Genomic DNA, 20,807 nt, shown 5'->3' with positions numbered 1-20,807 from the left:
GTTCTGTTGCCGTCCTGAAAGTTTTTCTTTCTTCATCGTTGTAAATCTTGGAGGTTTCGATGTCTAAGCTGTTCAGCACTTCCTCTCCCGTCTCCCGTCGGCAATTTTTGGCCGGGGTGGCTGCTCTCACGGCTGGGGCGGCCACGGCTGGGATCCCGCGCGCCCAATCGCAATCCTTGGGCAAAGGCTACTGGGTGGCGCAGGCCGATACTCCCGAAACCACCAGCGCCAAGCTGGGGTTCATCGCTCTAACCGACGCGGCCCCCCTGATCATCGCCAAAGAAAAGGGGTTCTTTGACAAGTACGGCATGAAAGACGTGGAGGTGGTCAAGCAGGCCTCTTGGGGCACCACCCGCGACAATTTGGTGCTGGGATCCGCCGCCGGCGGCATCGATGGGGCACACATCCTCACCCCCATGCCCTACCTCATCACCACCGGCAAAGTTACCGATGGCAAGCCGGTGCCTATGTACATTTTGGCCCGTCTCAATCTGGACGGTCAGGGCATCAGCATTTCCAACCAATATCGGGATTTGCAAATCGGCCTGGATAGTTCCCCCCTCAAGGCCAAGTTTGCCGAGGTCCGAGCTGCCGGCGGGGATCCCAAATGTGCGATGACCTTCCCCGGCGGTACCCACGACCTATGGATGCGCTACTGGCTGGCCGCAGGCGGGATCGATCCCACTAGCGACGTCTCCATCATTGTGGTGCCGCCGCCGCAGATGGTGGCCAATATGAAATCCAGAACCATGGAAGCCTTCTGTGTGGGCGAGCCTTGGAATGCCCAGCTGGTGAACCAAAAAGAGGGGTATAGTGCCCTCACCACCGGCGAGCTGTGGAACGGCCACCCGGAAAAGGCCTTTGCCCTGCGGGCCGACTGGGTGGATGCGCACCCGAAAGCCACCCTTGCCCTGTTGAAAGCGGTGCTAGAAGCCCAGATCTGGTGCGACCAGATGGAAAACAAAGAGGAGATGTGTCGCATCATCGGCGACCGCCGCTGGCTGGGGGTGCCTGTGCCCGATATCTTGGGCCGTTCTCGGGGCACTTTTGACTACGGCACCGGCAAGGTCGTTGAAAACAGCCCCCACCTGATGAAGTTCTGGCAGAACTACGCTTCCTACCCCTTCAAGAGCCACGATCTCTGGTTCTTGACCGAAAACATCCGCTGGGGCTATCTGCCTGCCGACACCGATACCAAAGCCTTGGTGGAGCGGGTGAATCGGGAAGAACTCTGGCGAGAAGCTGCCAAAGCCATTGGTCAGGGGGCAGCCATTCCCCCCAGCACCTCTCGAGGAGTGGAAACCTTCTTCGACGGGGTGCAGTTCGATCCCGAAAATCCTGCCGCCTACCTGGAGAAATTGGCGATTAAGAAGCTGGCCTAATTTCCCAACTTTCCCCAGCAAGTTAGCTGCAAACCCTCTGTCCAGGAGAGAAGGGATCCCCGAATCCCCACAAAGAGTGTTCAACTGAAACCCCTTCTCTCTTGGGATCCTCTTAAGTTGACTTCAACCTTACTCCCAGCAAGCCATGAGGATTTTCCACTCTGCCCTACAGTTGGGCTACCACCTCTTTCGGATCCTGCTTCCCCTACTGGTTGGCCTAGGCCACTGGCTGCTGAAAACCGGCCAAGGTTCTGTTCTTCAGTCCAGTACCGGAATCGGTTCCCCCGCCAGTTCTGCACCTTCTTCTGCTTGGCGGCAAAGAGTCCAAATCCACAAAGCGCTGCGTCGCATTCTGTTGCCCGCTACGGCCATTTTGCTCGTCCTGATTCTCTGGCAAATCATTTACAGCCGTCCCGGAGCCAATTTGCCCACGCCTCTCCAAGTTTGGCAGGACACCTGGGATCCCCTCATTAAAGATCCCTTTTTTGACTATGGCGGCAATGCCAAAGGGCTGTTCTGGCAAATTTGGGCCAGCTTGCGGCGGGTGTTCATTGGGTTTGCCCTGGCCGGCTTGGTGGGGGTTGTGGGCGGCATGATCATCGGGGTCAATCGCTGGCTGTACGAGGCTTTGGATCCCATTTTTCAGGTGCTGCGCACGGTGCCGCCTTTGGCCTGGCTGCCGATTTCTTTGGCTGCCTTTCGAGATGCCAACCCTTCCGCCATTTTTGTAATCTTCATTACGGCCCTCTGGCCCATTTTGATCAACACCGTTGTCGGCGTACAGCAGATCCCACAGGACTACCGCAATGTGGCGAGAATTGTGCGCATGTCCGGCTGGAAGTACTTTTTCAAAGTCGTTTTCCCGGCAACTGTGCCCTATATTTTTACCGGCCTGCGCATTGGGGTGGGCTTGTCTTGGCTGGCCATTGTGGCAGCGGAAATGTTGATTGGCGGTGTGGGCATTGGATTTTTCATCTGGGATGCCTGGAATAGCTCCCGCATCAGCGAAATCATTCTGGCTTTGATCTATGTCGGGATGGTGGGTCTTCTGCTGGATCGCATCACGGCTTGGATTGGCTCGCTGGTGGTGGCTGAGGATCGCTAAATGAGCTTGGCCGAGTTTTAGATTGGTTGCTGACAATTTCTCCATGCTCTCAGAAATCATCTCAGGGGAATCATGAAGACCCAGCCTTACATTGAAGTGGATCATGTCGACAAGGAATTTCTCCTCGACAACGGAGAGGTCTATCCTGTCCTGAAAGACATCCACCTGGAGATCCAAAAAGGGGAATTTGTCTCGCTAATTGGCCACTCCGGCTGTGGCAAATCGACCCTGCTCAACATCATCGCCGGCCTGGAAAAGCCTTCCCGAGGGGGCATTCTCCTGGAGGGCCGACAGGTTACGGATCCCGGCCCGGATCGCATGGTGGTGTTTCAGAACTATTCCCTGCTGCCCTGGCTGACCGTGCGGGAGAACATTGCCCTGGCCGTGGACGAGGTGCTGGGATCCCTTCCCAAAGCAGAGCGAAGCCGGATTGTGGAAGAGCACATCCGCCAGGTGGGGTTGCAGGGGGCAGCCGACAAGCGACCGGCCCATCTGTCAGGAGGGATGAAACAGCGGGTAGCCATTGCCCGGGCTTTGGCCATCCGTCCGCGGGTGCTGCTGTTGGATGAGCCCTTTGGCGCTCTGGATGCCTTGACGCGCGGCAACCTGCAGGAGCAACTGATGGAGATTGCCCAGGCGGAGCAGCTCACCTGTGTCATGGTTACCCACGATGTGGATGAGGCGCTGCTGCTTTCGGATCGGGTGGTAATGATGACCAATGGCCCGGAGGCCCGCATTGGCCAGATTTTGCGGATCCCTTTTCCTCGACCCCGCCATCGTTTGGAAGTGGTGCGTCACCCCGACTACTACAGCCTGCGGGGAGAGATGATCTACTTTCTCAACCAGCAAAAGCGGGCTCGCCAAAAAACGCCTGTTCGCGTGGCCATTGCCAAACACGGCCTGGAGAAGGTCAATTTGGAGGTTGGCTTTGTGCCCCTCAACGACTGCGCCCCGCTGGTGGTGGCGCAGGAAAAAGGCCTGTTTCAAAAGCATGGCCTGGAGCAGGTCACCCTGGTGCGGGAGCCAGGCTGGAAGACCATCTGGGAAGGGATCCGCTCCGGTCGGCTGGATGCGGCCATGGTGGTGGCCGGGATCCCGTTGGCCTCCACGTTGGGGGTGGGGGGAGTTCCGGTGCCTTTGATTACCGCGCTAACCCTCTCCCGCGGCGGCAACGCCATTACCTTTGGGCGCAGACTTTTGGAGCGAGGCGTTCAAAGCCTGGCGGATTTTCGCCAATACCTCAACCACACCCCCGACACAGTCCACACCCTGGGAGTGGTTCATCCGGCTTCCATGCAAAACTTCCTGTTGCGGCACTGGCTGGCCGGTGGGGGGGTGGATCCGGATCGGGACGTTACGTTGACGGTGATCCCGCCGCCGCAGATGGTGGCCCACCTCAAGGCCGGCAACATCGATGGCTACTGCGTGGGCGAGCCCTGGAACTCCCGCGCTGTGCGGGAACAGTTGGGATTTATCGTCACCACCACCCCTGAAATCTTACCCAGCCACATCGAAAAGGTGCTGACGGTGCGCCAGGACTGGGCCCAAAGCTACCCCCGCACCCACGTGGCTCTGGTCAAAGCACTACTGGAGGCTTGTCACTACTGCGATCAGCCGCAGCACCGTTCTGAGATCTTGGAGTGGCTGGCTCAGCCCCAGTATGTGGGCGTGGCCCTGGAGGATCTGCAGCCGGGGTGGACGGGTATTCTGCAGCGGGGAATTGCCGATGAATCCCAAGCCCTCACCGGTTTTCACCAGTTTGCCAACGGGCGCAACACCTGTCCGGAAAGATTGGAACACCTCTGGATCCTGACGCAGATGGCTCGCTGGGGCCTCTGCCCTTTTCCCCGCAATTGGGTTTCGGTTCTCGACCAAGTTCTGGACAGCGAAACCTACGCCCTAGCCGCCAGAGAACTGGGCCTTCCGGATCGGGCCCACGACCGCGGAGCTTTACTCTTTGGCGATGGATCCCGCTTTGACGGAGAGGATCCCGTTGCCTACCTAGAGTCTGTAGCCATCCGGCAGGATCTGAAGCTGCAGGAGTACCGGCTCAGCGAAGTTTAGCTTTTGTTACCTTAAACTCTCGATTGGAAAACACCATGATGACCAGTTCTCGCCTATCTTCCTCACCGCTATCTTCTGCATCTCCGGTTGCAGGACTGCCCCTTCTTTGTCTTCAGAATGTGGGCAAAACCTACTTTACCTCAGCCGGATCCTTTGTTGCGCTGGAAAATGTCAATTTGGAAGTGGCTGCCGGTGAGTTTGTTTGCATTATTGGCCACTCGGGTTGTGGCAAATCCACCTTGATCAACATGGTGGCGGGTTTTTCGACTCCCACTTCGGGAGCCATTACCCTCAAGGGCCAGCCCATCACCTCCCCAGGGCCAGATCGGATGATGGTGTTTCAACATTATTCCCTTTTGCCCTGGCTGACTGCCTTTGAAAATATTTATCTGGTGGTGGATCAGGTTTACCCAAACAAATCCCGGCGGGAGAAAAGGGAAATCGTTGAAGAACACCTAGAATTGGTAGGCTTAGCAGAGGCAGCCCACAAGCGGCCCAAGCAGCTTTCTGGAGGCATGAAGCAAAGGGTAGCCATTGCCCGTGCTCTTGCCGTTCGTCCGCAAGTTTTGCTCTTGGATGAGCCTTTTGGGGCCTTGGATGCCATTACCAAGGAAGATCTACAAGATGAGCTGCTGGCCATTTGGCGGGATCACCGCTGCACAGTTTTGATGATTACCCACGACATCGACGAGGCTCTCTACTTGTCAGACCGTGTGGTGATGATGACCAACGGCCCCGCTGCCCATATCGGCGAGATCTTGACCATTCCCTTTGAGCGACCGCGCATCCGCTCCCGCATTATGGAAATGCCTGAGTTCTACGAATTGCGTAACCGCGCCCTTGACTTCCTCTATCGCCGCTTTGCCCATGGAGGGGATTGAGCTAGGGTTCAAAATACTTGGAGAGGGAAGTTGATGGCCACTGCTCCGGTTCAGGTAGTTCCAACCGATCTCCCAATGGAGAAGCGGGTCTCTAGCTTGCCCAAAACCCTTGCCGACTATCTGGCCAATCCGGTTGCCCAAACCAAATGGGTAGATGGCTACATTATGGAGAAAGTGGGGCAAACCTTAGGGCATGCAAAGATCCAAACCCGACTTCTCTTCCGTTGGCTCGGTTATGTTGAATGTCTGCCATTGGGGGGTATGGTTTTGGTGAAGGCTCCCTGCCAAACGACAGGCAAAGTCAGAAGACCTGATGTTGCCTACCTGTCTCCAGATTTAATCCAGCAATTTGGAGAGGATATTGCCACGCTGCTGCAGAGCTATCCTCTGGTTGAGGAGATCTTCTCTCCAACCGACTGTGGAGAAGATATTTTCCTAAAAGCCCAAGAGTATCTCAGCTCCGATGTACTGGAAGTCTGGCTGATTTTTCCCAGAAGCAAATACGTTTTTATCCAAACTCAAGATGGCCATCTTTGGCTAGCTGAACAGGACACTGACAAGAGCTAGGTTGTATTACCTGGCTTGGAGATCCAAGTTGCCGCTCTTCTCAGCTAAGGGATCCAAAATGCGAGAGAATTGGGCGTTTAATAGGGATCCCCACTCATGGTGACCGCGATGGAGCCGGAAAAAGCCGTCATCAAAACCCTATGTCCCTACTGCGGTGTGGGATGTGGATTGGAGGCGGTTGCAACAGCCTCAGGTGACTGGAAAATGAGAGGCGACCGGGATCATCCTTCCAGCTTGGGGATGGTCTGTGTAAAGGGGGCCACGATCCTGGAGGCAGTTGGTCGGGATCGGCTGCTCTATCCCCTGTTTCGGGAGAGCTTGGATCAGCCCTTTCGTCGCATTTCTTGGGATCAGGCTTTTGAGGAGATGGTTTCTCGGCTGCGCTGCCTCAAAGACAACCCCCACTCCATAGCCATGTATGGATCGGGGCAGTTGCTCACTGAAGACTATTACGTTGCTCAAAAGCTGATGAAAGGCTGTCTGGGAACCAATAATTTTGACACCAACTCGCGCCTGTGCATGTCCTCAGCCGTCTCGGCCTACACCCAATCCCTGGGATCCGATGGCCCCCCCTGCTGCTACGAGGATCTCGATCTCTGCAATCTGGCTTTTCTGGTGGGCACCAACACAGCAGAGTGCCATCCCATTCTTTTTAATCGCCTGAAGAAGCGGCACAAGCCCGGATCCCCCCTCAAAATGGTGGTCGTGGATCCCCGGCGCACTCAAACAGCAGAAGCTGCTGATCTCCACTTAAAAATTTGTCCTGGAACCGATATCGATCTTTTCAATGGGATTGCCCATTTGTTGTTAAAGTGGGGATCCATTGCTGCTGATTTTATCGAGGGCTTCACCCAAGGTTTTGCTGAATATGCAGCTTTGCTGGCCGATTATGAACCGCAGATTGTGGCCCAGCGCTGCGGAATTGCCACCGAGGATTTGATCGAAGCAGCCAAGCTTTGGCAGGGATCCCAAAGGGTTCTCTCCCTTTGGTCGATGGGCCTAAACCAGTCCAGCGAGGGCACCGCCAAGATCACCAGCCTAATCAATCTCCATCTCCTAACTGGGCAAATTGGCCGACCGGGGACGGGCCCCTTTTCCTTGACCGGCCAGCCCAATGCCATGGGTGGTCGAGAGGCGGGGGGGTTATCTCATCTGCTGCCGGGATATCGGCTGGTGAGCCAGCCCCAGCATCGGGCAGAGGTGGAGCAGGCTTGGGGTTTGCCCAGCGGTTCCCTCTCTCCCTGCCCAGGGCTGAGGGCTACCGAGATGATTGCCGCTCTGGAAACCGGATCCCTGCAGTTCTTCTGGATTGTGGCCACTAATCCTTTGGTGAGCTTTCCGGATCTGGAACGGGTCAAAAAAGCCCTGAAAAAGTCTCCCTTTACCGTTTACCAAGAGGCTTATTACCCTACAGAAACGGCAGAATATGCCCATTTGCTTTTGCCCGCCTGCCAGTGGAGCGAGAAAACCGGGGTGATGACCAGCTCCGAGCGCAGGGTTACCCTTTGTCAAGCCTTTCGAGACCCCCCTGGCGAAGCCCGACCCGATTGGGAGATCTTTGCTGAAGTGGGGCGCAGGTTGGGCTTTGCAGCACAATTTTCCTTCCAAACCGCGGCAGAGGTTTATGCAGAATTTGCCGCCCTTACCGCAAATCGCCTCTGCGATCACTCCGGCCTCAGCCATGCCCTTTTGGCAGAACAAGGCCCTCAGCAATGGCCTTATCCCCGAGAAAGGGCCTCGGCTCCTCATCCTGCTCGCCTCTACACAGATTGGCGTTTCCCGACCCCCGATGGCCGCGCCCGCTTTATCCCCCACCATTCCCGTGGCCTAGCAGAGCCGCCGGATCCCCAGTTTCCCTACGTATTAACCACGGGCAGGCTTTACGGCCATTGGCACACCCAAACCCGCACCGGCAGGATTGAAAAAATCAAGCAAATGCACCCCCAACCCTTTATTGAAATCCATCCTCGCGATGCGGAAAAACTGGGCATCCAAGATGGAGATTGGGTTCAAGTGCGTTCTGCCCGCGGACGGGCCTATTTCCCGGCCAAGATAACTGCCAACATTGCTCCCGGTACGCTATTTGTACCCATGCACTGGGGATCCCTCTGGGCAGAACAAGCTGAGTGTAATGCCCTCACCCATGACATCAGTTGCCCTGATTCCGGACAGCCGGAATTAAAAGCCTGCGCCGTTGCTCTTGAGAAAGCCGATCCACCATCAAGTAATCCTCTCAGGTATCCTAACGGAGATTTCCATGGCTCTGTTTCAGTTTGAGCAAGATTTTGCCGACTCTCTGCGATGCATTCCCATGAGCTTACGCCTGAAGCTGGATTTGTGCGGGATCAAGCTCAAGCTTCATCAATGGGCCAAGTTTTCCTTAGAAGAGCGGCGGAAGTGTGTTGATTGGCCCTCTGAATCTCCACAGGATCTAGAAGAACTCCGCAACCATCTGCGCCATTTGGTTCGCTCCATCTGCCACGAAGAGGCGCAAGAGATTCCCATTGACCCCCAGCCTGAATGGCAAAATCCGCACCAGATCCCAATGGCTGTCCAACAAAAAGCTCAAGACCTGGGGATCCGGCTTGCCCTCGATTTCTGGAGAAACTTGCACGATATCCAGAGATTTGCCTTGCTGAAGTTGAGCCGATCCCATCACGAAAACAAAAATTTCTTGCCCGCTCTGCGAGAGTTTGGCGTAAACTACCCGGCTCCGACCGCTAAGCGGTACGGAGCGGGCTTTCAGTAGCCCTGAGCCTGTTCTGCTCTACCAGAGAACAAAACAAGCCCGGACCTCTAGGCTGGTTTACGACAGCCCCCAAGAGCGCAATCACATTCGCACCATTCAAATCCGCATCCCCTTCCCATCCACAGTGCCCACACTTGAACGACTTGCCACTGCGGTAGGATTGCGCAGGATCGGGATGGATATGCAAACACTTGTGGCAGGTCTGCGACGTGTAGGCGGGCGGCACAAGAATCAGAGAAACCCCTGCAACCCTCGCCTTGTACTCCAGAAACTGACGTAGTTGGTAGAACGCCCAACTGTTGGCCCTACGCCGCTCGGCTTTGCTGCGTGGCTGTTGATTGACCCTTTCCCGGATCCCTGTCAAGTCTTCCAGAGCAAGAGCGCTGTTTGTGGTCTTTGCCCTAGAGACAATAGCTTTGGAGATGCGATGATTGACCCACGTTTGAAAGCGCCTCTCCTTGCCAGACAGCCGTTGCAGCAGTTGACGGCATCTGCGCCGCGAACTGCGTGTGCCCTTACTGGCTTTGCGTTGGAGTACCGCCCTCAACCGGGAGTAGTGGTCTCGGATTCGGTTCAACTGCTGTCCATTCCAGTTGTCCCCCTCTGACGTATGGGCAATATCTGTCCTTCCCAAGTCCACCCCGATCACCTTGTCGGTATCTTGTTGCTTGGGTGGTTTTTTCTCTACGCAAATCTGGATGTAGTAGGAGCCATCCTTCCGCTGGACTAGGGTGGCCGATTTGGGGTTAGAGCCAGCCAGCATTCCCCTCTGGTAGTTACCAATGGCTAGCTCAAAGCGTTCTCTCCCTTCCACCGTGGTCAGCGACACCGTCCAGTCTTTCTCGCGGAATGAAAAGATACGTGCGTCGTAGGTAACGAACCTACGCTTGAACTCTTTAACCGGACGGTTGCGCTGTCTCGCCACTTTGCGAGCGCCTGCCACCCGTCTGCACACCTGTTGAGCCAAGTTACTGGACAAGCCGAACCGGGCGCGGATTTCGCGGTAGCACAGAGACTGGAGCTTAACGGCGCTGGCGACTTTCTCCGGCGTGTTCTGGTTGACCCAATTCAAGGCTTGGCCAAAAGCCTCCAAAGTCGCGTCCAATTTGGCGGCCTGCGACTGGGACACCTTGAGCTTGCAGGAGACGGTCAGGACTTGGGTCATGGTTCTATCATAACTTCCGCATTCCTCCCGGCACTGACCCTACGGGTACAGTGCGGGGCTCCTGCGATTTCTAGCTGAATCTATTTGAGAGAGATAGTCTCCTCTGCCATGCGCTGCCCCAGACGACCACCCCCAACCCCTCTTCCACCCTGGGAGAGGAAATGCCTGCTCTAGGGGATCCGGGTCCGCAACAGTTCAAGTGGGCTAATGGGGGATCCCCCTCGAGAGGGGAGAGACTCAGCTCAGCAATATCCGTGCCTAGTCAAAGCAGAGGGCTATTGTTAAGGAATCTAAAGTAAAGTTGAGCTTTTGATATCACTGTTGCCGTCTTGTTACCGAAAGCGCTATCGTCTAAGCATCAAAGCTTTTTTCAAAGCTGCTTTATGGGCCCTGGAGGAGCGACCCCTCTGGGGCTTCTTCCATCCGGCTGCAGCTGAGAGGGCAAGGGATGGCTTTATGGGGTAGGGATCACTCCTCGGCGGACGGCAGGCCCCAGGGCGTGGCTGCCGATGTCAGAACGATAGTAGGCCTTGGGAAACTGCACTTGCTCCACAGCTGCGTAGGCTTGGCGCAGGGCCTCGGATAGGGTTGCCCCTTGGCCGGTAAGACAGAGAACGCGCCCGCCATCGCTCAGGAGCTGCTTGCCTGCCTGGCGGGTACCCGCATGAAACACCAACGCCCCCGTGGTGGCAGCTGCATCCAAGCCGGAGATGGGGATCCCTCGCTCGTAGGCATCGGGATAGCCTGGGGCTGCCATCACCACGCAGGCGGCATAGCCGGGTTTCCATTTGAGCTGGATTTGGGCCAGCCGTCCTTCTATACAGGCCAGCAGCACCTCGTCCAAAGGGTTTTCCAGCAAGGGCAGGATGACCTGAGCTTCGGGATCCCCAAAGCGGCAGTTGTACTCCAACACGTAGGGATCCCCACTGGGCGTGATCATCAAACCGGCATAGATCACCCCCTGGTAGCGGATGCCCCGCCGTTGCAAAGCCTCCAGGGTGGGATCCAGGATCTGGGTTTGGATGCGGGCCAACAGTTCTGGAGTGACCAGGTGATCCGCAGGGGCATGAGCTCCCATACCGCCGGTGTTGGGGCCGGTATCGCCCTCGCCAAGGCGCTTGTAGTCCTGGGCAGGTGGCAGCAGCACACAGATCTGGCCATCGGTTAGAGCCAAAACCGACACCTCCTGGCCGGGGATAAACTCCTCGATCAGCACCTGATCGCCCGGCTTGGCCAGGGCTGCTTCCAGGGCTTGCACGGCTTCTTCCCGGTTTTGGGCAACGGTTACCCCCTTGCCGGCAGCCAGTCCGTCTTTTTTGATGACCACTGGGAAACTCTGGGAGTCGAGATAGGCCACAGCGGCAGATAGCTCAGCAAAGCCGGTAGCGCGAGCAGTCGGGATCCCCGCCTCTTGCATCAATTGCTTAGCCCAGAGTTTGCTTCCTTCCAGTTGGGCAGCGGCGCGGCTAGGCCCGAAAATGGGCAACCCTGCTGCCTGGAAGGCGTCCACGATCCCCTGCACCAAGGGCAGCTCTGGCCCTACCACCGTCAGGCGGATCCCTTGTACGGTAGCAAACCGCACCAGGCCTTCAATGTCGGTAGCCGCCAAAGCCACGGATTGACAGCGGGGCATCTGCTGCATGCCGCCGTTGCCGGGGGCACAGTAGACCCGAGTAACCTGGGGAGACTGCAACAGCTTCCAGGCCAGGGCGTGTTCTCGTCCCCCCGATCCGATGACCAGAGCCTGCATAGTGTGTTATTCCACCGTTTCTAAACCCAGCTTGCCTGTCTCCCGAACATCCCCCATTAGACCATGTTCTTGCCCCGTTTCTAGGGTGTTGGCACACTGTGGACGGCGAGAGAACGGCCCCGCCAGGTCCAGTTGCGGCCGGTGGTGGTGCGGATGGCCGAAGCCAAGATGATGGCCGCTGTCGCCCAACCCCCCACTGCCGTTAGCCACCAGTAGCGCAGGGGCAGATGCGCCCAATGCCGGAGCAAGAGCCGGATGGCCAATTGGGCCAGGATCCCTGCCAAGCTGGCCAACAGCACCTCCAGGGATCCCGTAGCCCCAGCCAGGATCACCCCCAACCAGGGCAAGCTGCAGATCCCCAAGACCGTACCCATTGCCAACACCGCCAAGGCCCAGTTGCGCTCCAGGCCCAGGAACCAGTTTTTGGTCCACCCTTCCCAAAGGGCAGCCCCGTTGGCATACATGCGGCTGCGCACCCGCGGCCCTCCCAGGCAAATTTGCAGGCCCAACCCCTGGGCTTTGATCCGTTGCCCCAGGGCCACATCCTCGATCACCACATCGGCCACTCCGGCATGCCCGCCAACTTGCTCGTAGGCAGAGCGGCGAAACAGCAGGAAGGGACCAAAGGCAAAGGCTTTGGGGTTGTCGGGATCGTTCACGGCGGCAAAGTTGTAACCCACCGCCAGGATGGTCATCATGATGGGTTGCACCAGCCACTCCGCCAGGCAACCGCACACCAATTGCGGCCCTACACTCACCAAGCCGCTGCCGCTTGCCAGCAAATGTCCTAAGGCCGCTTCAATGGCACCGGATCCCAGCCGCACGTCGCAATCCAGAAACAGCAAGTAGTCGGCTTCTACGCGGGCGACGGCTTGGGCACAGGCCCAGTTTTTGCCCACCCACCTTTGGCCTTTGGGACGGGGATCCCCCTTGAGCAGGTGTAGGCGCGGATCTTGCCGTTCGGCAGCCAGGGCTTGGGCCAGCTCCCAGGTGGCATCCGTGGATTCATCGTCCACCAACCACACCTGTAAAGGGGCAGAGGTGCTGTCCAGAATGCTGCTCAGGCAGCCCACCACGTTCTCGGCCTCGTTGTAGGCGGGCACGATCACCGCCAGCCGCTCCATCCCGGCCGCGATTTCCCCTGCCTGTTCCGCCGGGGGATCCCTCAGCCAGGGGGAAGCCCGCAACGCTCGCCTCAGTTGCAGGGCCACTAGGGCAATCGCCAAAGCTGTTAAGGACAATACCCCCGTTAGGATTTCTCGGATCCCCACTCCTGCTTCCCTCGTTGTTTAGATGTGCTCAGGAACAGATTCCCACCTCTAATGCTCTAGCTCTGGGATGGCCCAATGATTTTCTAGGCAGACAAAACCCCCTCTACGATATCGCCATAGGGCCGGGGAAAGATTAGCCAGACCTGGCGCTGGGTTTCCACCAAGGCACGCACCAAAGGGGAAAGATGGGCAATTTCTTCATAGCCACGCTCGGTTTTGAGCTGGATCCCTTGGTCATAAAAGCTATAGCCCTGGACATGGGCAGAGCGGATGCCCAAGTAACTTTTAGGATCCAGCCCGTCCTGCAGCATTTTGGCCTGCACGGCGGCCACCAGGGTTTGGCGTTGTTCCTCAGACAACTGGGTAATGTTGCGGGCCTTGAACAAATCCCGCTCCAAGTAGCGCCGCGACAGATCCGCCAAGATGGGATCCTTCCCCGACATGGCCCAGAGGCGCATGGGGTAGCTGAAGATGATATCGTCGGCAGCCAAGTAGAGGGGGAGCGGCAACTCGAAGGGATCCCCTTTTTGAGCCGCCAGCGAGGCCCAGCACCAAGCGCTGAGGATGGGATCCAGCTCAATCTCCCCCCTTTGCAGGAGCGCCTCTGCCCGCCTGAATAGCCGCTCCAAGATAAAACGGGCACAGAGGCTCTTGGGGTGCTGGTACACCTGGGTGTACATGAAATAGCGCACCACCAGGTAGTGCTCGATGGCCCCCAGGCCTTTGCGGGCGGGGATGGACAGGGATCCCGTCTCCGGGTCATAATCCAGCACCGTTAGGATGCGATCCAAGTCCAGGTGGCCGTATTGGGCACCCGTGAGCAGGCTATCCCGCATCAGGTAATCGAAGCGGTCGCAGTCCAGTTGGCTGGAGATGAGTTGCCCCACCAGCGGCAGGGGAAACTGCTTCTGCAGCACTTGCTGCATCTGGGCCGGCAGTTGGGAATCAAACTCAGCCAGCAGCGTCCTCACCTGGGGATCCTCCCGGAGAATGCGGGCCGTCCAAACCTCGTGCCGGCAGCCGAAGATCTCTTCCCCGGCATGGCTAAAAGGGGCATGGCCAATGTCGTGCAGCAGAGCCGAGGCCAAGGTTACCGCCCGATAGGGGCGCAGCTCTGGGTAGCGATGGGCCAATTTGTCGAACAGCCGCCGCGTTACCTGCAACACTCCCACCGAATGGGTAAAGCGGGATCCCTCTGCCCCGTGGAAGGTAAAAAAGGCCGTGTCCAACTGGCGAATGCGGCGCAGCCGCTGAAAGGCCGGTGTATCGATCAGGCGAATGAGCAGAGCCTCAACCGCGTCCCCTCCATTCAGGCTGATGGCGCCATGCAGGGGATCGTGGTAGGTGCGGGACTTGCAAAACCGTAGCGGCATACTCCCACCATACCTCGCCAATTTTGGGATCCTTGGCTAGCCTGTCTGGGGGTGCTTCCCGCCTCGCCCTATCTATGCCCGCTTTCCCATGCCTCTCTCTGCAAAGGATGCCAGCACCCGAACCCCAGAAAACTCGACTCCAAGACAACAAGACAGCTGGGTGTTCCTCCTCTCCCTGCTGATTTTGATACTCAGTTTGGGGCTAACCGGCTGCTCTGCCAGTTCTGGATCCCCTGTTGTGCCCAGCCCACCCACCCTCACCCGCTACGTTGCCCTGGGAGCCAGCGATGCCGTTGGCTACAACGCCTCCATTTCCTGTGATGGCCCAGCCAACGCCGCCGGCACTCGACCCCAGCGCTCAGAGCCCCTGGACTGCCCCAATGGAACGGGCTATGTGCCCCGCCTGGCTCGCTTGCTGCCCGGCCCAGTGGAGCTTATCAACCTGGGCCGTTCGGGAGCGGTGCTCAGCCCCGCCATGCAAGCCCTGAGGCAGGGGATCCCGGCCAATTTGCTGCAGGATCAAGTGCCGCGCCTTTCCCCCGATGCCACCCTGATCACCATTTGGGTGGGCGGAAACGATACCAACGCCATCGCTCTGGCGGCGGCTCAACGGGCTCTCCAAGGTGAGGATCCCTTGCCCTTCGTCGATCAGCAGATCCGACAATTCGCCGCCGATTACCAAACCCTGCTGCAAGCGGTGCGTGCCCGTGCCCCTCAAGCTCGCCTGGCGGTGGCCAACCTGCCCAACTTCGCCCTGATCCCTCTGGGTCAGCAGCAGCCCAGCAGCGTGCGCCAACTGCTCTCCCTGATCTCGGTTGGCCTCACGCAACGGGCCATCAACCCCTTAAGCCAACAGGGGATCCCGGTGGTGGACTTGCTCTGTGATCCCCGCTCCTACCGACGCGAGTCCTTCTTTCCCGGCCCGCTGGCCGACGGCTTTCACCCCAACGACCGGGGCTACGCCGATTTGGCCGATGCCTTCTTGAGCGCCCTTCGGCAACCGCTCCCTCCCCAAACCCGCTGCCCTCCCTTTAGCGAGGTGGGATCCCTGCAACCAGATGCGGCGGCAGAGTCTGCCCTCCGCAGTTTTCTCACGGATGGATACAAGCCGGCACAATAGGAAGGATCCCTGCGCTCGGCAAGGGATCCCAAAGGCGCTTAGACGATCCAGCCACGGAGAACGGGCCAGTTTTAGGAAGCAGCTACCGCTGCCGAGGAACGCCGCCGCCGGCCCAGAGCACCTGCTACCGGCTCCGGTTGGGTTTCCACACTCAGGGAAGACACAGACTCCTCTTCAGGGGATTGCACAAAAACCGCCACCGTGGGCTTGCCGGGCAATTGTTCTCGCAAGAAACGGCGCACCACCCGCTCCACTTCGCCCTTAAGGCCGGCCCAGTCGATGTCCAGGCTGCCCCGCTCCAGCGAACGAGCAAATTGGGGCCACGCTTGCCGAAGCGTGTTCTCCAGAAGGGGTTTCAGGTCGGATCCCTTGAGTTGGTTCCCTTCCCCCGCCAAGCCAAAGGTTTGCACCTGCGGGGTGCAGAGCAACTGGCCGCTGCCGTCCAGGCTGATCACCACCGTCACCATGCCATCTTTGGCGATCTGCTGCCGCTCCTGCAGCATCTCATCCATCACCACTCCATCGTGGGAAGCGGCGATCATCTGCAGGCCAGAGGGGACGCGGCCTGTGATGGCAATGCGCTCCCGGTTCACCTCCACCACATCGCCATTGTCGATGATTACAATGTTTTCCCGCGGGATCCCCATGCTCATGGCGGTTTCGGCGTGCTTGACCAGCATGCGGTATTCCCCGTGGGTGGGAACGAAGAACTTGGGGCGGGTGAGGGCAATCATCAGCTTCTGGTCTTCCTGGCAGCCGTGGCCGGAAACGTGCAGGCCCTTGTCTTTGCCGTAAATGACATTGGCTCCCAGCTCCATTAGCTTGTCAATGACCCGCGAGACTGCGATGGTGTTGCCAGGGATCGGGTTGGCCGACCACACCACCGTGTCGCCTGGCTTGATTTGCAACTGCGGGTGCTCGCCGTTGGCGATGCGGGTAAGAGCAGCCAGCGGTTCTCCCTGGGATCCGGTGGTGAGGATGATCACCCGGTCATCCGGCAGGCTGTTGATCACATGCATTGGCTGCAGCGTCTCGTCCTTGCAGCGGATGTAGCCCAAGCGCCGCGCATGAGCCACCACGTTTAGCATGGAGCGGCCCAGCAGAGACACCACCCGACCTTGCTGTTCGGCGATCTGCAGCACCAAGTTGAGACGATGTACCGAAGAAGCAAAGGTGGTGATGATCACCCGTCCCTTGGCTCCCGCAATTGCCTTGGTGAGACCGGGCACCACTGAGGCTTCAGAGGGGGTGAACCCCGGCACTTCAGCGTTGGTGGAGTCGCTGATCAGGCAGAGCACTCCCTTTTCCCCATGTTCGGCCAACCGCTGCAGGTCGAAGTACTCCCCATCCACGGGGGTATGGTCGATCTTAAAGTCGCCGGTCTGAATAATGACGCCCACAGGCGTGTGCAGAGCCACCGTAAAGCTATCGGCAAAAGAGTGGGTGTTGCGAATGAATTCGGCAAAAAAGTGCTTACTCAAGGGAACGATTTCACGGGGGCCAACAGGACGCAGCTCTGTGCGGTTGAGCAGGCCCACTTCCCGCAATTTCTCTTCCAGCAGCGCCAGCGCCAATCTGGGGCCGTAGATGACCGGAATATCAAATTCCCGCAGGTGATACGGGATGCCACCGATGTGATCTTCGTGGCCGTGGGTAACCACCATCCCCCGCACTTTGTCCCGATTTTGCTTGATGTAGGTCATGTCCGGCAGCACGATGTTAATGCCGTGCATGCTCTCATCGGGAAAAGCCAAACCGGCATCCAAGAGGATAATGTCGTCCTCGTAGCGGAAGGCCCATGTGTTTTTGCCGATCTCCCGTTCGCCGCCCAGCGGAATCATCTGAACGGAAGAGGTGGATTGTGGGGTTACAGAACGAGAAACAACTGAAGAACGTGGTGTTGGCATATGGGTTTAGATCCTCAACAGTAAAAAAACAAAAACAGAAATAGGCGCAGGCTATCCCCGACAAAGTTGTGGGCGAAAGCCGCAACTCATCCATTTCCCAGGCCGGGGAAGAGCTTTTCAGGGAAAAAGCTACCTACCCACAGGTCAAACGCCACAAAAGAGCCCCTTGCAAACCCCTGAAAACCGTGGTCATGGCAGAAGCAAAGCCTAAAAATGCAATCATGAAACTTTCGTCGCCATTTGTTCGGATCCCTTCGATTCAGCCAGTAGGCCCATCTCTTCAAGCACCTGTCGCAAAACCTGCAGAGAACTGGGCTGTAGAGGCGCTAGGGGAAGGCGCGCCCGACCCACTCGCCAACCCTGCATCTCCAATGCGGCCTTAATCGGAACTGGGTTGGTCTCGATGAATAAAACCTTGAACAACGGAAACAGGCGCAGGTGGTGGGCCAAAGCTTGATCGTGTTGCCCCCTGATGTAGCTCTGGATCAGCTCCTGCAACTGCAACCCAACTAGGTGGCTGGCTACACTGACCACACCGCTCCCCCCCAAAGATAGGAGCGGCAACGTCAGAGAGTCATCCCCTGAATAGATGGCGAAACGCGAGGGAGTGAGTCGCCGAATTTCCGAAGCTACATCCATCATACCACTGGCTTCTTTGATGGCGACAACCGTTTCCAATTCTGCTAATTGGGCTACAGTCTCCGGCTGTAAACTGGCCCCTGTCCGACTGGGAATGTTGTAGAGCAAGATGGGCAGGTCACTGGCTTGGGCGATGGCCTTGAAGTGCTCATAAAGGCCGGCCTGGGTAGGCTTGTTGTAGTAGGGCACCACCTGCAGAGAGCCATCCAAACCGAGTTGAGCGGCCTTTTTTGTGGCTTCAATGGCCTCACGGGTGGAGTTGGATCCCGTCCCGGCGATCACCTTAGCCCGACCGGCTACGGCATCTCGCACCACGCGGAACAGCTCATACTCCTCTTGCCAGGTTAGGGTGGGAGATTCGCCTGTGGTGCCACAGACCACCAAGCCGTCACTGCCGTGGGTTGCCAAGTAATCGGCCAAACGAGCGGCCTCATCGTAGTTAAGCTCCCCCTCATCGGTAAAGGGGGTAACCATGGCCGTCAGCACTCGACCGAAGTTCACCGATTGCTTCTCCCCATCAACCACACCAATCCGACGATTAACCGGGCGACCCAGATGAGACCAGTTTGTTTTTCCATCATACCTGCCTTTGCGTTAGGGATCCCGCTTGCCTGCCCTGCCAAGGCCCAGTTTGTGCCTCACCCGGTTGCCACAGGCTGGATAAAAGGGAGATAACAAAGAAGACAGACCGTTTGAACACGGAATGTATAGCCATTTGCCAATCCTGCCCCTACCTTTGGGGGGAGCAGCCTTTCTACCGACACTTGAGGATCCCTATGGACGCCCTAACTGCCCTGAAAGAGCGCATTTCCGCCGACAAATTGGATCCCAGCCGCCGTTTATCGGAAGCGGAGATCCGAGAGCTGGTGGCTTATGCTACGGAAGCTCCTTCTTCCTTCAACATTCAGCACTGGCGGTTTGTTGCGGTCACCGACCCGGAAGACAAAGAGCGCCTCAAACCTCTGGCCTACAACCAACAGAAGGTGGCGGATGCATCGGTGGTGTTTATCATCCTAGGGGATCTGCGGGGGTATGAGAAACTGCCTGAAATTGTGCAAAGAAGCGTTGCTGCCGGGATCCTCCCCCCCGAAAAAGCGGAAGGCTGGGTGAACATGGCCCAGGCAACCTATCTGATACATTCACGCTGAACTCTCCTGAACATGGTTCAGGAAAGAAGCGATCGCATCCTGCCTATCTCTGAGCAGGAAGGCGGTATCCCGCAAAGCCCTGAGGAATACCCCCCGAGCGCTTTCCCCCTTCACTTCCCGGCAACCGTTGCGGTGGACTCAAGGATCAGGGGGAAACTTGGTCTACTATATCCCTCTCAATGACTTTTGCCAAACCGCCTAAAGCTCAGTAAATTCAGCAAAGTTCAGGGTTTTGGGGGTTAGAGGCATGCTCCACAATCCCACCTTGGCGCGGGATGAAGCGATTCGCTCTGGGGCGATGGCTGCCATGGCGCTGATGATCGCGGCTCAGGCCAAGGGTTTGGTGAGCGGGCCGATGATCGGCTTTGATCCGGAAGGGGTAAAGCGGGAGTTCGGCATTGCCGACCGCTACGTGCCGGTGATGCTGCTGGCGGTTGGATATGCGGCAGCGGGTAACCTGCCGCGCAAGCCTCGCTTGGGGGTGGATGAAGTTCTGGCCTTTGGGCGAGGGCGGGAGTTTTAGCCCTAGGCTCAGGTGGGATCCCTGTCGCCCTCTCCTGGGCTCCTACCGGCATCAAGCCTTGAGAAAATGAACCAGCTGTTGCAAGCGATCCCAAGCGGCACCCCTGGCGAGAATCTCGCGAGCTTGGGCGATCCCGGCTCTCCAATCGGGGGCCACTCCGGCCACCTGCAGGGCCAAAGCAGCATTCAAGGCCACCACATCCTGCTGGGCAGGCGTCCCGGATCCCTGAAGGACTTGGGCGAGGATGGCGGCATTTTCCGCCACATCCCCCCCCTTGAGAGCTTGGGTGGGTGCCAGGGTCAGCTCGTAATCTGCAGGGTTCAAGACTTCCGTCCGTACCAGCCCACCGGACAGGATGCCCAGATCGGTGGGTTGATCCAGACCGGCCTCGTCGAGACCTTCGCGGCTGTGCAACACAATGGCCCCTTCCCGTCCCAACAGGCGCAGGGCCTCTGCCATTACCGGCACCAGCTCCTGGGCGTAAACCCCGATCACCTGGCGGTTGGGATAGAGGGGGTTGACCAAGGGCCCCAACAGGTTGAAAATGGTGCGAACCTTGAGGGCCCGCCGATAGGGGATCACCGCCCGCATGGCCGGGTGCCACTGGGGAGCAAACAAAAAGGTGATGCCCACTTCCGCCACAGCCGCCCGCACCCGCTCTGGCTCAGCCCCCAAGTTCACCCCCAGGGCCTCCAGCACATCCGCCGAGCCGACCTTGCCAGAGGCGGAACGGTTGCCATGTTTAACCACCGGGATCCCGGCTGCACTGACCACAAAGGCCACCGCCGTGGAAATGTTAAAAGTGCCGGCCCCATCGCCGCCGGTGCCACAGGTATCCACCAGGAGAGGCAAGTCCAGCGGGGATCCCAGCGAAGCCCGCTGTAGCACTCGTGCCATGCCGGCCAGTTCACCAGCGCTCACACCCTTGGCTTGCAGGGCCGCCAGAATCGCCCCCGACACCACATCTGGCACTTGGTTCTGGAGCCAACCGTTCATTAACTGTTCAGCTTGGGCTTCGCTGAGAGATTGCCGATCCAGCAACTGCCCCAAAAGCTGTGGCCAAAGGTCAGCCGTTTCCGTCATGGGTCGGGATCCTGGGTGTCAGCGGGTACTCATAGTAGCGTATCTAGTAGCGTATCCCGCCTCTGGGTCACTTGCCTCGT

At 58.1% G+C, this 20,807-nt stretch carries 17 protein-coding genes; 10 read left to right on the top strand and 7 right to left on the bottom strand.

The window, feature by feature from the left end:
* Window positions 1–59: 59 nt before the first annotated feature.
* The 7 genes from ACVWY9_RS09060 (at window position 60) to ACVWY9_RS09030 (ending at window position 8,748) form a co-directional block, all read left to right on the top strand.
* Window positions 60–1,382 (top strand): CmpA/NrtA family ABC transporter substrate-binding protein, encoded by a 1,323-nt coding sequence (locus ACVWY9_RS09060; RefSeq protein ID WP_457388132.1) that lies wholly within the window; start codon window positions 60–62, stop codon window positions 1,380–1,382.
* Window positions 1,383–1,527: 145 nt separating this feature from the next.
* Window positions 1,528–2,487, top strand: coding sequence for a nitrate ABC transporter permease (gene ntrB, locus ACVWY9_RS09055; RefSeq protein WP_457388131.1), 960 nt, complete (start codon window positions 1,528–1,530; stop codon window positions 2,485–2,487).
* 72 nt (window positions 2,488–2,559) lie between these two features.
* Entirely contained in the window at window positions 2,560–4,551 is a 1,992-nt protein-coding gene (locus ACVWY9_RS09050; protein WP_457388130.1) for a nitrate ABC transporter ATP-binding protein, read from the top strand.
* Window positions 4,552–4,589: 38 nt separating this feature from the next.
* Window positions 4,590–5,432, top strand: coding sequence for an ABC transporter ATP-binding protein (locus ACVWY9_RS09045; protein WP_457388156.1), 843 nt, complete (start codon window positions 4,590–4,592; stop codon window positions 5,430–5,432).
* 33 nt (window positions 5,433–5,465) lie between these two features.
* Window positions 5,466–5,999, top strand: a complete 534-nt coding sequence (locus ACVWY9_RS09040; RefSeq protein WP_457388129.1) for a Uma2 family endonuclease — start codon at window positions 5,466–5,468, stop codon at window positions 5,997–5,999.
* A 108-nt stretch (window positions 6,000–6,107) separates the two neighbouring features.
* Entirely contained in the window at window positions 6,108–8,276 is a 2,169-nt protein-coding gene (locus ACVWY9_RS09035) for a molybdopterin oxidoreductase family protein (protein WP_457388155.1), read from the top strand.
* Window positions 8,257–8,748, top strand: a complete 492-nt coding sequence (locus ACVWY9_RS09030; RefSeq protein WP_457388128.1) for a nitrate reductase associated protein — start codon at window positions 8,257–8,259, stop codon at window positions 8,746–8,748. The genes ACVWY9_RS09035 and ACVWY9_RS09030 overlap by 20 nt, the downstream gene beginning before the upstream one ends.
* Here ACVWY9_RS09030 and ACVWY9_RS09025 read toward each other — a convergent pair.
* From ACVWY9_RS09025 to ACVWY9_RS09010, 4 genes are all read right to left on the bottom strand, one after another.
* Window positions 8,720–9,913 (bottom strand): RNA-guided endonuclease InsQ/TnpB family protein, encoded by a 1,194-nt coding sequence (locus tag ACVWY9_RS09025; RefSeq protein WP_457388127.1) that lies wholly within the window; start codon window positions 9,911–9,913, stop codon window positions 8,720–8,722. The genes ACVWY9_RS09030 and ACVWY9_RS09025 overlap by 29 nt on opposite strands.
* Before the next feature lie 454 nt (window positions 9,914–10,367).
* Complete coding sequence (gene purD, locus ACVWY9_RS09020; RefSeq protein WP_457388126.1) at window positions 10,368–11,663, bottom strand: phosphoribosylamine--glycine ligase; 1,296 nt, start codon at window positions 11,661–11,663, stop codon at window positions 10,368–10,370.
* Between the two features lie 80 nt (window positions 11,664–11,743).
* Window positions 11,744–12,934: a glycosyltransferase gene (locus ACVWY9_RS09015; protein WP_457388125.1), complete on the bottom strand. Its 1,191-nt coding sequence runs from the start codon at window positions 12,932–12,934 to the stop codon at window positions 11,744–11,746.
* An 83-nt stretch (window positions 12,935–13,017) separates the two neighbouring features.
* A complete protein-coding gene (locus ACVWY9_RS09010; protein ID WP_457388124.1) occupies window positions 13,018–14,307 on the bottom strand; it encodes an HD domain-containing protein in 1,290 nt (429 codons plus the stop codon).
* A 160-nt stretch (window positions 14,308–14,467) separates the two neighbouring features.
* On the opposite strand from ACVWY9_RS09010, the gene ACVWY9_RS09005 reads away from it, so the two are divergent.
* Complete coding sequence (locus ACVWY9_RS09005; protein ID WP_457388123.1) at window positions 14,468–15,427, top strand: SGNH/GDSL hydrolase family protein; 960 nt, start codon at window positions 14,468–14,470, stop codon at window positions 15,425–15,427.
* A 71-nt stretch (window positions 15,428–15,498) separates the two neighbouring features.
* Here the strand turns inward: ACVWY9_RS09005 and ACVWY9_RS09000 are convergent, their stop codons facing one another.
* Both ACVWY9_RS09000 and dapA read right to left on the bottom strand, forming a co-directional pair.
* Complete coding sequence (locus ACVWY9_RS09000; RefSeq protein WP_457388122.1) at window positions 15,499–17,334, bottom strand: ribonuclease J; 1,836 nt, start codon at window positions 17,332–17,334, stop codon at window positions 15,499–15,501.
* A 219-nt stretch (window positions 17,335–17,553) separates the two neighbouring features.
* On the bottom strand, window positions 17,554–18,474 hold the full coding sequence (dapA, locus tag ACVWY9_RS08995) for a 4-hydroxy-tetrahydrodipicolinate synthase (protein ID WP_011431720.1): 921 nt from the start codon (window positions 18,472–18,474) through the stop codon (window positions 17,554–17,556).
* Between the two features lie 275 nt (window positions 18,475–18,749).
* On the opposite strand from dapA, the gene ACVWY9_RS08990 reads away from it, so the two are divergent.
* The gene (locus tag ACVWY9_RS08990; protein WP_457388121.1) at window positions 18,750–19,121 is read left to right on the top strand and encodes a nitroreductase family protein; all 372 of its coding nucleotides are present in this window, start codon (window positions 18,750–18,752) and stop codon (window positions 19,119–19,121) included.
* Window positions 19,122–19,368: 247 nt separating this feature from the next.
* Window positions 19,369–19,644, top strand: a complete 276-nt coding sequence (locus tag ACVWY9_RS08985) for a nitroreductase family protein (RefSeq protein ID WP_457388120.1) — start codon at window positions 19,369–19,371, stop codon at window positions 19,642–19,644.
* 51 nt (window positions 19,645–19,695) lie between these two features.
* On the opposite strand, the gene trpD is transcribed toward ACVWY9_RS08985, so the two are convergent.
* On the bottom strand, window positions 19,696–20,727 hold the full coding sequence (gene trpD / locus ACVWY9_RS08980; RefSeq protein ID WP_457388119.1) for an anthranilate phosphoribosyltransferase: 1,032 nt from the start codon (window positions 20,725–20,727) through the stop codon (window positions 19,696–19,698).
* Window positions 20,728–20,807: the final 80 nt, after the last annotated feature.

Source organism: Thermostichus sp. OS-CIW-31, assembly GCF_054060305.1.
The sequence above is the reverse complement of the archived record's forward strand: the minus strand, read 5'-3'. Positions and strand labels throughout refer to the sequence as shown.